This window comes from Rhodococcus artemisiae (assembly GCF_036327795.1).
Lineage (GTDB): Bacteria > Actinomycetota > Actinomycetes > Mycobacteriales > Mycobacteriaceae > Rhodococcus > Rhodococcus artemisiae.
In genome coordinates, this window is the sequence record NZ_JAUTXY010000002.1 from 364,811 (window position 1) to 378,424 (window position 13,614).

General features: G+C 65.5%; 10 protein-coding genes. 4 read left to right on the forward strand and 6 right to left on the reverse strand.

Translation table 11 applies throughout. The features are described 5' to 3' along the window. The first annotated feature begins 125 nt into the window (after positions 1-125). Positions 126-2,363: an NADP-dependent isocitrate dehydrogenase gene (locus tag Q7514_RS05995; RefSeq protein ID WP_330132331.1), complete on the forward strand. Its 2,238-nt coding sequence runs from the start codon at positions 126-128 to the stop codon at positions 2,361-2,363. Between the two features lie 136 nt (positions 2,364-2,499). Here the strand turns inward: Q7514_RS05995 and Q7514_RS06000 are convergent, their stop codons facing one another. Continuing rightward, positions 2,500-4,608: a thiamine pyrophosphate-dependent enzyme gene (locus Q7514_RS06000; protein ID WP_330132332.1), complete on the reverse strand. Its 2,109-nt coding sequence runs from the start codon at positions 4,606-4,608 to the stop codon at positions 2,500-2,502. 19 nt (positions 4,609-4,627) lie between these two features. Further along, complete coding sequence (locus tag Q7514_RS06005) at positions 4,628-5,974, reverse strand: cytochrome P450 (RefSeq protein WP_330132333.1); 1,347 nt, start codon at positions 5,972-5,974, stop codon at positions 4,628-4,630. A 150-nt stretch (positions 5,975-6,124) separates the two neighbouring features. On the opposite strand from Q7514_RS06005, the gene Q7514_RS06010 reads away from it, so the two are divergent. Then, positions 6,125-7,033 carry an alpha/beta fold hydrolase gene (locus Q7514_RS06010; RefSeq protein ID WP_330132334.1) on the forward strand — a complete coding sequence of 303 codons (909 nt, stop codon included), beginning with the start codon at positions 6,125-6,127 and terminating at the stop codon, positions 7,031-7,033. 2 nt (positions 7,034-7,035) lie between these two features. Here Q7514_RS06010 and aroD read toward each other — a convergent pair whose 3' ends face one another. After that, entirely contained in the window at positions 7,036-7,806 is a 771-nt protein-coding gene (gene aroD / locus Q7514_RS06015) for a type I 3-dehydroquinate dehydratase (protein WP_330132335.1), read from the reverse strand. A gap of 62 nt (positions 7,807-7,868) precedes the next feature. After that, the gene (locus tag Q7514_RS06020) at positions 7,869-9,521 is read right to left on the reverse strand and encodes an MDR family MFS transporter (protein ID WP_330132336.1); all 1,653 of its coding nucleotides are present in this window, start codon (positions 9,519-9,521) and stop codon (positions 7,869-7,871) included. 83 nt (positions 9,522-9,604) lie between these two features. Here Q7514_RS06020 and Q7514_RS06025 point away from each other — a divergent pair, with 83 nt between their 5' ends. Then, positions 9,605-10,825, forward strand: a complete 1,221-nt coding sequence (locus tag Q7514_RS06025; RefSeq protein WP_330132337.1) for an RNA-guided endonuclease InsQ/TnpB family protein — start codon at positions 9,605-9,607, stop codon at positions 10,823-10,825. Here Q7514_RS06025 and Q7514_RS06030 read toward each other — a convergent pair whose 3' ends face one another. Continuing rightward, positions 10,826-11,485: a TetR/AcrR family transcriptional regulator gene (locus Q7514_RS06030; protein WP_330132338.1), complete on the reverse strand. Its 660-nt coding sequence runs from the start codon at positions 11,483-11,485 to the stop codon at positions 10,826-10,828. Between the two features lie 48 nt (positions 11,486-11,533). Further along, positions 11,534-11,857, reverse strand: a complete 324-nt coding sequence (locus Q7514_RS06035) for a hypothetical protein (protein WP_330132339.1) — start codon at positions 11,855-11,857, stop codon at positions 11,534-11,536. An 87-nt stretch (positions 11,858-11,944) separates the two neighbouring features. Between Q7514_RS06035 and Q7514_RS06040 the strand changes: the two genes are divergently transcribed. Then, positions 11,945-13,516, forward strand: a complete 1,572-nt coding sequence (locus Q7514_RS06040) for a hypothetical protein (protein ID WP_330132340.1) — start codon at positions 11,945-11,947, stop codon at positions 13,514-13,516. Positions 13,517-13,614 lie beyond the last annotated feature (98 nt).

Genomic DNA, 13,614 nt, shown 5'->3' on the forward strand with positions numbered 1-13,614 from the left:
TTCACCCACGCACACGGCACTTGAATATCATCGTTGTGTCGCACGTAACCTGAGACGCGACGCGATTCCGGTGGCCACACCCGGTGCTGTTCGGAATCGGACCGATACGACGTGGGAGAACCGCCATGAGCGCCGATAAACCGAAAATCATCTACACGTTGACAGACGAGGCGCCGCTACTCGCGACGCACGCCTTCCTGCCCATCGTGCGTACCTTCGCCGGCGCCGCGGGCATCGAGGTCGAGTCGAGCGACATTTCGGTGTCGGCGCGGATCCTGGCCGCGTTCCCCGACCGCCTCACCGAGGAGCAGCGCGTTCCGGACACCCTTGCCGAGCTGGGACGTCTGACGCAGCTGCCTGAAACCAACATCATCAAACTGCCCAACATCAGCGCCTCCGTGCCGCAGCTCCTCGCCGCGATCAAGGAGCTGCAGGGCAAGGGATACGCGATTCCGGATTTCCCGGACGACCCCAAGACCGACGAAGAGCGCGACATCCGCGAGCGCTACGGCAAGATCCTCGGCAGCGCCGTCAACCCGGTCCTGCGTGAAGGAAACTCCGACCGGCGTGCACCCCGCGCGGTGAAGGAATACGCCCGCAAACACCCGCACAGCATGGGTGAGTGGTCGATGGCGTCGCGCAGCCACGTCGCGCACATGCAGCACGGCGATTTCTACCACGGCGAGAAGTCGATGACGCTCGACAAGGCACGCAAGATCCGCATGGAACTCGTGACCGAGAACGGCGAGACGATCGTTCTCAAGCCCGAGGTGTCGCTGGGCGAGGGCGACATCGTGGACAGCATGTTCATGAGCAAGAAGGCCCTCCTCGAGTTCTACGAAGCGCAGATGGAGGATGCGCGCAAGACCGGCGTGATGTTCTCCTTGCACGTCAAGGCGACGATGATGAAGGTCTCGCACCCTATCGTCTTCGGTCACGCAGTGAAGGTCTTCTACAAGGACGCCTTCGCCAAGCATCAGGCGCTGTTCGACGAACTGGGAGTCAACGTCAACAACGGCCTCGTCGACCTCTACGACAAGATCGAGACGCTGCCCAGCACGCAGCGCGAAGAGATCATCAAGGACCTGCACGAGTGCCACGAGCACCGTCCCGAGCTGGCGATGGTCGACTCCGCCAACGGCATCTCGAACTTCCATTCGCCCAGCGACGTCATCGTCGACGCCTCGATGCCGGCGATGATCCGCATGGGCGGAAAGATGTACGGCGCCGACGGGCGACCCAAGGACGCCAAGGCAGTGATGCCGGAGTCCACGTTCGCGCGCATCTACCAGGAGATCATCAACTTCTGTAAGACCAACGGTGCGTTCGACCCCACCACCATGGGCACCGTCCCCAACGTCGGGCTCATGGCGCAGAAGGCCGAGGAATACGGTTCGCACGACAAGACCTTCGAGATTCCGGAAGAGGGCGAAGCCAACTTCGTCGACGCCGACACCGGTGAAGTGCTGCTCACCCAGCACGTCGAGGCAGGCGACATCTGGCGCATGTGCACCGTCAAGGACGCGCCGATCCGCGACTGGGTCAAGCTCGCGGTCACCCGCGCACGCAACTCCGGAATGCCGGTCCTGTTCTGGCTCGACCCGTACCGCCCGCACGAGAACGAGCTGATCAAGAAGGTCGAGCTGTACCTGCAGGATCACGACACCGAGGGCCTCGACATCCAGATCATGTCGCAGGTGCGCTCGATGCGGTACACGCTGGAGCGGGTGATCCGCGGACTGGACACCATCGCCGCGACCGGCAACATCCTGCGCGACTACCTCACCGACCTGTTCCCGATCCTGGAACTCGGCACCAGTGCCAAGATGCTCTCCGTCGTCCCGCTGATGGCCGGTGGCGGCATGTACGAGACGGGCGCAGGCGGTTCGGCTCCCAAGCACGTCAAGCAGCTCGTCGAAGAGAATCACCTGCGCTGGGATTCGCTCGGTGAGTTCCTGGCTCTGGCCGTCAGCCTCGAAGACCTCGGCATCAAGAACGACAACGAGCACGCGAAGATCCTGGCCGACGCTCTCGACGCCGCAACCGGCAAGCTGCTGGACGAGAACAAGAACCCGTCCCGCAAGACCGGCGAGCTCGACAACCGCGGCAGCCAGTACTACCTCGCGCTGTACTGGGCGCAGGAACTCGCTGCGCAGACCGAGGACAAGGAGCTCGCGGAGCGCTTCGCTCCGCTCGCCCAGACCTTGGCCGAGAACGAGGACACCATCGTGCGCGAGCTCATCGAGGTGCAGGGCTCCCCGGTCGACATCGGTGGTTACTACCAGCTGGACCGCGAGAAGGCAGACTCTGTGATGCGGCCGAGCAAGACCCTCAACGACGCACTGGCGTCCGTGCAGGTCTGATCTCCCGCCGCCGAATGATCTGACATCGAACAGATCTCTGACACCCATTACGGACCACCGACGTCCGTGATGGGTGTCACTGTCAGTGCATCCACGGGTACTCATCACCGCGAGGAGTAAGTCGAAGGAGCCCTGATCAGTCGAGCAGTGCGTCGACGATCTCGTCCTCCGACAGAAGCACATGCGCCGCGGCCGGACCCAGCGGCACGAAACTGTCGCGGCTCGTGACGCGGGCGATCCGTCCCGGATAGTTCGCGTCGACGAGCGCCGCGATCACCGACTCCGCGACCGATCCACTACGACGCGTCTCGTCGACCACCAGAACCCGGGGGAACCGCATCGCGTGCTCGGCGAGCGCGGTCAGCGGCAGCGGCGCGAGCCACTGCAGGTCGAGCACCGTCGCCGCGACCCGTGAGGCGCTGCGGAGGGCGCGCAGGCTCATCCGCACACCGTTGCCGAACGTCACCACCAGCACGTCACCACCCTCGCCGTACGTGCGCACCGTGCCCGGCGCGATCGGTGCAGGGTCGGGGAACTGCTGCCACAGTCCGTCGTCCTCGTCGTAGAGGTCGCGCTGGTGGTAGAGCGCAATCGGTTCGACGAACACACACACGCGATCTTCGGTGCGGGCCAGGGAGATGCACGCGCGCAGCAGGCCGCCCGCCGTCGCGGGATCGGACGGGACGGCGAGGACCAGGCCCGGAATGTCGCGTAGTGCCGCGACGGAATTGTCGTTGTGGAAGTGACCGCCGAATCCGCGCTGATAGGGAAGACCGGCGATGCGCACCACCATCGGATTTCCGAAACAGCTGTTGGAGAAGAACTTCAGGGTCGCCGCCTCGCCACGTAGCTGATCCTCCGCATTGTGCAGATAGGCGAGATACTGGATCTCGGGGATCGGCAGCATCCCCGCCACCGCGAACCCCAGCGCCGTGCCCAGGATCGTCTGTTCGTCGAGCAACGTATCGAACACCCGGACCGCGCCGAAGTGCTCCTGGATTCCGCGCGTCACGCCGTACACACCGCCCTTGGCGCCCACATCCTCACCGAACACGCACGCCTGCGGGAACTCCTCCAGGATGTGTCCGAGAGTGCGGTTGACGGCCTGCGCGAGCGTGAGCGGCTCCCGCGGCCGCGGGTGCGGATCGTCGACCGCGTGCCCCCGCCCGTGGATGTGCAGCGGACGCATCACCTGTGCTGCGGATGCGAGACGCGGGGGATAGCGCAGTGCGTCGGCGACCTCGGCAACCTCGGCGCGCACCGATTCGTAGCGTTCGACGATCTCGATGGGGGTGAAGAGATCCCGGGCGACGAGCTCGGCGGCGGTCGCGAGCAGCGGGTCGCGTGCGTAGTCGGCGGTGATCTCGTCGCGGCTGCGGTAGGCGCTCTCGACGTCCGATCCGGCATGGCCGAGGAACCGCACCGTCTTCAGATGCAGGATCGCGGGGGAGCGTGTCGCGCGGACCTGCTCGACGAGTTCTCCGGTGGTGACGAGTGTGGAGACCGCGTCGGCGCCGTCGACCGCGCGGTACTCGATGCCCGGGTACCGCGAGAGCGACTGCTCGAGCCAGCCCTCGGGGCTGCGCACACTGATTCCGAGACCATTGTCCTCGCACACCAGCAGCAGCGGCACCGGCAGACCGCGATACGTGCAGTACGCGGCGGCGTTCGCTGCTCCGGTCGCGGTCGAATGATTCGCCGAGGCGTCCCCGAAACTGCACACCACCACCGAATCCGCCGGCCAGGGGGCGTCGAGGGCGAGCTTCTGCATGCGAGCCAGCGCCAGCGCGAGACCGACGGAACGCGGCAGATGCGACGCGATCGTCGAGGTCTGCGGCAGGATGTTCAATGCGGGATTTCCGAACACTTTGTGCCGGCCGGCGGAGATCGGATCGAGTGTCGACGCGGCGCACCCGGCGAGTACGTCGCGGATCGGCGTCGTGCCGTCCTTCAGTGACGCGCGCGCAGCATAGAATCCACCCGAACGGTAATGCAGCAGAGCGGGATCGGTGACACGCGTGAGCATCCCGAGCGCGGCGTTCGACTCGTGGCCCGCGGAGCCGATCGTGTAGAAACCCTCGCCGCGGCGCTGCATCTCGCGAGCCGCGAAGTCGAGGTGACGCGACTGCAGTTGCGCGTCGAAGACTTCGAGCATCAGCGCGTCGTGGATCCTGCGGTCGGGGGCTCGCGTCCGGAGGGCCCGGGTCGCGGTGAGGAAGTGGTCGTCGAGCGCCTCCGCCGTCATATCTCCGTTCTACGCCGTGTCAGCGCACTCGGAGGTCGATCGGCTGACCGTCGTTCGGGAAAGGTAACGATGTGAAGTTCATCGGCGCGATGTATTCGGCGGGCACATGCCAGCGGTAGCGCAGTAGCAGGTGGTGGAGCACCGTCTTGACCTCGGCTCCGGAGAAGTACATGCCCAAGCAGCGGTGGGCGCCGCCGCCGAATGGTGACCACGCGTACTTGTGCACGCGGTCCTCGCGACGTTCCGCGGAGAAGCGCCCCGGGTCGAAGTGCTCAGGATCCGGCCACAGGTCGGGCATGTGATGGGTGTAGTGCAGGCCGACGTTCATCAGCGTGCCCTTCGGAATGAAATGCCCGAGGATCTCGGTGTCGGCGGCCGCGCGGCGCACGAGTCCGGGCACCGGGGTGACGAGGCGCTGGCACTCTTTGATGACGAGATCGAGTGTGGTGAGCTGATCGAGTTGCTCGAACGACGGGGTCGACGTACCGAGGGCTTCCGACTCGTCGCGGCACGTCTGCTGCCAGTGCGGGAACTGCCCGAGGTACTGCATGGCGGTGGACAATGTGATCGTCGACGTGTCGTGCGCCGCCATCATCGAGAAGATCATGTGGTTGACGACGTCGTCGTCCGAGAATCGTTCGCCGTCTTCGGATTCGACGTGGCACAACACCGAGAACAGGTCGTCGCCTTCGTGCGCACGGCGTGCGGGCAGGTAGCGGCGGAAGAACTCCTCGAGTCGTGCGCGGCCCTGGACGCCTCGTCGCCATCGGGTGCCGGGCAATGGGTAGCGCACAATGGCCGTCGACGCCTGGACGCACCCGATGAATGCCTTGTTGACCTGGTCCATCTCGTGCGCCGAGGACCCTTCGGCTCCACCCATGAAGATCGAGGTGGCGAGTCCCAGGGTGAGTTCCTTGATGGCGGGGTAGGCGCGGAAGTCTTCTCGGGGTGTCCAGGTGTCGAGGGTCTTCTCGATCGCCGGGTGCATGGACTCGGTGTATCGGGTGATGCGGTCGCGGGTGAAGGCCTGCGACATGATCCGCCGGTGAGCGGTGTGTTCGTCGCCGTCGAGCAGCATCAGGCCGCGGTCGAAGAACGGTCCGATGAGGACACGCCACCCGGCGCCGTTGACGAGTGCGCGGTCGCGGTTCTGCAGCGCGGCGCCGCACGCGTCGGGCCCGAGGAGCACCACCCACGGGTTTCCAGCGAAGCGGAACCACGACACCGGTCCGTGCTCGCGGTAGCGTTTGTCGTAGGCCTTCAGCGGATTGCGCATGTAGTCGAGGGCGTACCCGACGTACGGCAGTCCCTTGTCGCCGGGGACCGCTGTGAGCCCGGCGGGTGCGGGTGCCAGCGTCTTGGTCACGTGAACTCCACGGTTCAATCTGACATGGTGTGTAGTCAGATAACTGTAACTGCAGTCACACCTGACGAGGGGCGATTTGCGGGTCGGACTTCTGGTCGCGGTCGGCCCCGAAAGCCAGCACGGCGCGCGGCACATGTCATGCTGACGCGCATGGTTGACGTCGCACGTCCCAAGTTGGAAGGCACCGTCGCGGTCGAGGGAGGGCGCCGGCTCGGCTTCGCCGAATTCGGGTCCCCGCAGGGCCGCGCGGTGTTCTGGCTACACGGCACACCGGGTGCGCGCCGGCAGATCCCGATCGAGGCACGGGCCTACGCCGATCGGGAGAACGTGCGGCTGATCGGGTTGGATCGTCCCGGTATCGGCTCGTCGTCACCCCATACCTACGACCGGGTGCTCTCGTTCGCAGACGACCTGCGCATCGTCGCCGACACCCTCGGTGTCGATCGCATGGGCATCGTCGGCCTCTCCGGTGGGGGGCCCTACACCCTCGCTTCGGCCTACGCGATGCCCGAACGTGTCGTGGGGGTCGCGGTGCTCGGCGGCGTCGCGCCCGTCGTCGGACCCGACGCGATGTCGGGCGGGCTGATGCAACTCGGCTCCCTCGTCGCACCGCTGCTCGCCCGGGGCGGAGTGCCGATCGGTGTGGCGACGAGCGCCGCGATCCGCGTCGTCCGGCCGTTCGCGTCGCCGATCATCGACCTGTACGGACGGCTGTCGCCGGAAGCCGATCGTCGGTTGCTGGCACGCCCCGAGTTCAAGGCGATGTTCCTCGACGATCTGCTCAACGGCAGCCGGAAGCAGATGGCCGCACCCTTCGCCGACATCGTCGCGTTCACCCGCGACTGGGGTTTCCGGGTGCCCGATGTGAAGGTGCCGGTGCGGTGGTGGCACGGCGACACCGACCACATCATCCCGTTCGAGCACGGTCTGCACATGGTGGATCTGCTTCCCGACGCCGAGTTCCATCACCTGCCCGGCGAGAGTCATCTCGGTGGGCTCGGTGCGTCGGAGGAGATCCTCACGACAGTGCTCCGACTGTGGGACGAGGCAGAGCAGTAGTCCTACCGCGCCCGGTCGAGGAGGTCGAGCACCGTCCTCAGCTCGGCGGCATCGACCTGCCCGGGCGCCGACGGCGTCCCCACCATCCCGAACGTCGCGGCCGACCCGAACACCTGACCGGCCAGTCGTGAGATCACGCCGAGACCGCCCATCGACATGGTGATGATGGGCTTGCTCGCGTGCTCTTCGTGCATGACACGGGTGGCGTCGAGCAGTGTCAGGACGTCTGCGGTGGACGTGGGCATCACTGCGATCTTGCAGATGTCGGCACCCAGATCCTGCATGGCGCACATTCGCGCGACGAGGTCGTCGCGCTCGGGGGTGCCGTCGAAATCGTGGTTCGACGCGACCACCGCGACACTGTGTGAGTGCGCCGACTCGATGATCCGTTCCACGGCGGCGGGGTCGCGGCGGTACTCGACATCGACGAGATCGATCGCCCCCGACTCGGCGAGCGCAGCATTGAGATCGGCGTAGTCCCGGTCGCGGATCGGCGCGTCGCCGCCCTCGTGCGCGGTGCGGAACGTGGCCAGAAGTGGCACCCCGTCGAGTTGTTCGGCGAGCGAGTGAGCCTGGGCGACGACGGCACCCGGGTCGGCGAAGGTCGTGAAGAAGTCGACGCGCCACTCGACGAGATCGGTGCGGCCTGCGAGGGCACCGACCTGCTCGCGGAGTGCGCCGGGTGTGGTTCCGGTGATGGGTACGAACACCTTGGGGGCGCCTTCGCCGATCGTCACACCTTTGACGCGGACCGGTGTGATCGCTTCACCCATCGTCGACTCCTGTGCTGGTTGCCTGTGACCGAAGCCTTATTCGATCACAGGCAACCGGGACGTCAGGCTTTGCGGTCCAGTACGTCCGCATCGTCGGAGGTCTGCGGAGTCTCGGCAAGAACCGCGTCCGTGGCCTCACCGGAGGCATGGATCTTGTTCGGGTCGGCAACGGCCTCACCGCGCGCGATCATGCCGGCCTCATCGGACAGCGGGATCTCCTTGACGAGCCACGCGAGCAGGAACGCGATGATCAAGAACGGCACCAGGTACCAGAACACCGGGGCCAGGGAGTCGGCGTAGGCGTTGACGATGCCGTCCTGCACCTGCTCGGGGAGCTGCTTCATGACTGCGGGGTCGAGCGTCGCGGTGGCCTGACCCGCCTGTTCGGGGTCGGCACCGGCCTCGGTGAAGACCGTGGTCAGGTTCTCCGCCAGCTTGTTGGTGAAGATCGTTCCGAAGATCGCGACACCCAGCGCGCCACCGACTTCGCGGAAGTAGTTGTTGGTGCTCGTCGCGGTGCCGATCTCGTCGACGGGCACCGCGTTCTGCACGACGAGCACCACGACCTGCATGATCAGGCCCAGACCGAACCCGAAGACGAAGAGCATCGCGCAGACGACCCACAGCGGGGTGTTGCCCTGCAGCGTGGTCATCCACAGCATGCCGAGCACGGTGACGGCGGTACCGACGATCGGATAGATCTTGTACCGCTGGGTCTTCGCAATGAGGAGGCCCGACGCGATCGTGGTGAGCATCAGGCCGCCCATCATCGGCAGCAGCAACAGACCCGATACCGCTGCAGACGTGCCGGACGACATCTGCAGGAACGTCGGCATGAATGCGATCGCCGCGAACATGCCGAGACCGAGGACGAAACCGATCGCGGTGGCATTGACGAAGATCGAGTTGCGGAACAGCGACAGCGGGATGATCGGATCCTGCGCGCGCGACTCGATGAGCACGAACAGACACACAGCGACGACCAGTCCGGCACCGAACATCCACGTGAGCGGATCGGCCCAGCCGCGATCGGCACTGCCGCCGAAGTCGGTGAAGAAGATCAGGCAGGTTGTCGCGACGGAGAGCGCCACGACACCGGGGATGTCGATCTTCTTGGTGGGCTTCTTGACCGGCAACGTCAGCATGAACCAGGAGATGACGAATGCGATGATGCCGATCGGGATGTTGATGTAGAAGCACCACTCCCACGTGAGGTGGTCGACGAAGAATCCGCCGAGCAGCGGCCCACCGACAGCGGCGAGACCGAAGATCGCGCCCATCGGACCCATGTACTTGCCGCGTTCGCTGGCCGGGACGATATCCGCGATGATCGCCTGCGACAGGATCATCAGGCCGCCGCCGCCGAGGCCCTGCATGGCGCGGAACACCACGAAGGTCCAGAAGTCGTCGGTGAACGCGCAGCCCACCGAGGCCAGCGTGAAGACCGCGATTGCGATGAGGAACAGGTGGCGGCGCCCGAAGACGTCACCGAACTTGCCGTACACGGGCATGACGATCGTCGTGGCAAGTAGATATGCCGTGGTGATCCATGCCTGGTGCTCGACTCCTCCGAGTTGACCGACGATCGTCGGCATGGCCGTGGAGACGATGGTCTGGTCGAGACTGGCGAGCAGCATGCCGGCGATCAGCGCGCTGAAGATGATCCAGATGCGTTTCTGGGTCAGAACCAAAGGTTCGTCGGTGGTGGTGGTCACCGGGACCTCGCCAGGATGCCCCGCCGTTCACGGCGGGCAGGAATGGCGTTCGACATGTCGGACCCTTCTGTTGTCATGGGCAGATGAGGACCGCGTACAAGGTCCGGGCCTACCCGGACCCCGAACAGTCGGCGCTGCTGCGCCGCACGTTCGGCTGCGTGCGCGTCGTGTGGAACAAGACCCTCGCCGACCGGCAACGCCGGTACACCACCGAGCAGAAATCGACCTCGTACAAGGACACCGACGCCGCACTGTCCGAGTGGAAGAAAACCGAGGAGCTTGCGTTCCTCGGCGAGGTGTCCTCGGTGCCGCTTCAGCAGACGCTGCGCCACCAGCACACCGCGTTCCAGTCGTTCTTCAAAGGCACCGCCAAGTACCCACGGTTCAAGAACCGGCATTCTCGCCAGTCCGCGCATTACACCCGCTCGGCGTTCCGCATCAAACCGGACGGGCTGTGGCTGGCGAAGGCCACCGCGCCGATGAAGGTGGCGTGGTCCTGGCCCGGCATCGACCTTGCCAGGCTCGACCCGACGATGGTGGTCGTCTCCCGCGAGGCGGACGGGCGGTGGTTCGTGACGTTCGCCGTCGACACGTCCGATCCCGATTCGGCTCCGGTTACTGGCGAGTCGGTCGGTGTGGACCTCGGGATCAAGGACTTCGCGGTCTTCTCGACCGGGGAGAAGATCGGGAATCCGAGGCACATGGCCCGGCACGAACGTGGCCTGCGCCGCCACCAGAGGCGTCTGGCGCGGATGCAGAAGGGCTCGAACAACCGCGCCAAGCAACGTTCGAGGGTGGCACGCAAGCACTCCCGTGTCCGCGATGCCCGACGTGACTTCCTCCACAAGACCAGCACGGATCTCGTGGCGCGGTTCGACACGATTGCCGTCGAAGACCTGGCCCCGCGCAATATGGTCCGCAACCGCAGCCTGGCCAAGTCGATCAGCGAATGCGGGTGGGGTGAGTTCCGGTCGATGCTCGAGTACAAGGCCGAGCGGGCCGGACGCCGGTTCGTGGTGATCGACCGCTGGTTTCCCAGCTCGAAGACGTGCAGCGCGTGCGGGCATCTGCTCGCCGTGCTGTCCCTCGGGACACGGCACTGGTCGTGCCCCGACTGCGGCACCCGGCACGACCGGGACGTCAATGCCGCGAAGAACATCCTCGTCGCCGCCGGGCTGGCGGAGACACCAAACGCCTGCGGAGGCGATGTCAGACGGCACAGGTTCTCCTGTCCGCATTCGCCGGTGAAACAGGAACTCTCGGATGTGAGTCCGAGAGTCCCCGTCCTTCAGGGCGGGGAGTAGTCAAGAGGTTCCTGACGGATCGGTGAGGTCGAGTGGCTGGCCGAAGAAATGCTGGGCGATCGCGATGTTGCGTTTCAGGACTTCCTCGAATGAGCAGGTGTTGTCGTCGCTGAAGAATTCGTCGACTGTCTGGAAGGTGAGCGAGAGGGTGACGCCCACGACTGCCTTGGGCAGCGGATCGTCGAACGGTAGGTGTTCCCGGTCGGCGACGAGGCGTACGAAGTCGCGCTGCTGAGACTCGCCGATTGCCATGAGTTTCGCCAGCAGGTGCGGCTCGGCGCGGAGTATGTCACGAAACAGTTGATGGCGTTGCCGGGTGAAATCGTTCTGGCGTGCCCGGGCGATCACGAGCCTCGCGATGTCGCTGAGCAGGGTGGGGGAGAGTCCGACGTGGTCGCCCTCGCCGCGTGCGACGAACTCGTCCTTCTCCTCCTCGGGGAAGCCCACGTCGTGCTCGCCGATCACCGCGTCTTCCTTGCTGGGGAAGTAGTTGAAGAAGGTGCGCCGCGAAATTCCGACGCTCTCGCACAGTTCCTCGACCGTGAAGCCCGAGAGGCCGCGTTCGGCGGTGAGGGTGCGTGCGTGCGAGACCAGGGCGTCGTACGTGCGTTGCATACGTGGACTTCGCGGTCCGCCCGACACCATTGCACCTTCACTCACGAAGTGCAGTTTTGCACCCTATGTCGACAGGGTGCAAAAAACGGACATTCAGTCCAGCCACGACCGAGTGGGCGGCTTGACCCACATGATCCGTTCGTCGAGGTGCTCGCGTGCCGCAGACGGATGATCCGGATGCGTCTGCGCCCACGCCGACTTCTCGTCGAGCAGCGACGCCACGAGCGTCCACGTCTCCATCGACCGCGGCGGATGCGCATCGGCCGCACGCGCCAGCCGACGGCGGTTGTCGTCGGTCATCGCAAGCAGCTCGGCGCCCGTGATGCCCCGATGCCACGCGAACCGTGCGAGCCCCAGTGCCTTGTCCCGACGGTTCTTCTCCGCCCGATCGGTGTGGGCGAAGTCTGCGTCGCTCATTGTCTCCACCTCCTGTGTCCACCTCATGATCCTTCATCGGTGTGCGCGGTCGTTGACATCGTGCACCCCGGCGCTCACGCTCATGGAGTGGGGCTTCCCGAGGGAACACCGAAAGAAGTTGTCGCACAAGCGGCCGAACTGCCGCGTGTGCCCGAATTCGATCCCACCGTCGGCGTCGCGGTGAGTGTGGATGCCCGCGGCGCACCACCACACAGGTTCGTGGCGATCGGCGACTCCCTTCTGCAGGGATTCCAGAGCGCGGCCGTCTACCGGACCGACGTGTCGGTGCCCGCGATCGTGGCATACGAACTCGGAGTCCTCGATACCTTCCGATATCCGCGCTACGGCGGGCCGGGGGGACTTCCGCTGAACGTCGAGCTCATGTTGCGTCGCCTCGAAGAGCGCTACGGCTCGCGCATGACACCCTGGGAGATACCCGCCGCGCTGTTCACCCTGCGCAACTTCATGGACGAGGTCGAGGACTACTGGGAACGCGGCCCCGGCGCGACGGCGCCGGTCATCGGCACCTACAACCACAACCTCTCGTGCTACGGATGGGACCTGCGCGACGCCCTCGAGAAGACGGCCGCGCACTGTCGGGCTCGCATCGCGGCACCCAGCGACAACCTCCTCGACCAGATCGTCGAGAACAACGGCGACCGCGCGGCCATGCGCGTCTACCCACACTGGGCACCCGCGCAGGAATCGATGACGCTGTTCGATGCTGCCGCAGCCCTCGGAGACGACAACGGCGACGACACCGACAGCGGCATCGAGACGCTCGTCGTCTTCCTCGGTTCCAACAACGCGCTGGGCACCGTCACCCAACTGCGTGTCGCGTGGAGCGGCGCCGATTACCAGGACCTCGACCGCAAGAGCTCCTACACGATCTGGCGTCCCGAACACTTCGATGCCGAGTTCGCGGAAGTAGTCGAGCAGGTACGCCGCATCTCGGCGCGACACGTCATCCTCTGCACGATCCCGCACGTGACGATCGCCCCGATCGCGCGTGGCCTCGGCGGCAAGAGCGGCTCACGCTACTTCGCCTACTACACGCGTCCGTGGATCGACGAGCAGCATTTCGACGCGGCACGCGACGAACACATCACCGGCGAGGAGGCACATGCGGTCGACACCGCGATCGACCACTACAACAACACGATCCATCGGGCCGTTGCCGATGCGCGGGCCGACGGCCGCGACTGGTACCTACTGGATGTCGCGGGAGTGCTCGAGCGTCTCGCCGCCCGTCGTTACCGCGACGACCTGAATGCCCGACCGGCGTGGTGGACGCCGTATCCACTGCCGCCGGAACTCGCGGCGCTCGATCCCGTCCCCGACACCCGGTTCCTCACCGCCGACGGAGAGGGCGGACGTGCGACCGGTGGCCTGTTCTCCCTCGACGGCGTTCACCCGACCACCGTCGGCTACGGAATCCTCGCGCAGGAGATCATCGGCATCATGGCAAGCGCCGGCGTGGAGTTCCGTCACACGAACGGGGCGGTGCGCACCGACACGACGGTCGACTTCGAACGCCTCATCCGTCAGGACAGCCTCGTGCAGAGTCCGCCGCAGAACATCGACAGTGCGCTGTCGATTCTCGGGTGGGCAGACGAGGTTCTCGACGTGTTCCGCCGCCTCCTCCACGGTGGTGTGTGAGTCCTCCGAAACTTTTTCGAAGTTTTTCGTCTGTCGTGTCGATCGGCGTCTGCGTTGTTCGACGTGTAGACATCAGGGACCGGAAAGGCGGTCCGAAG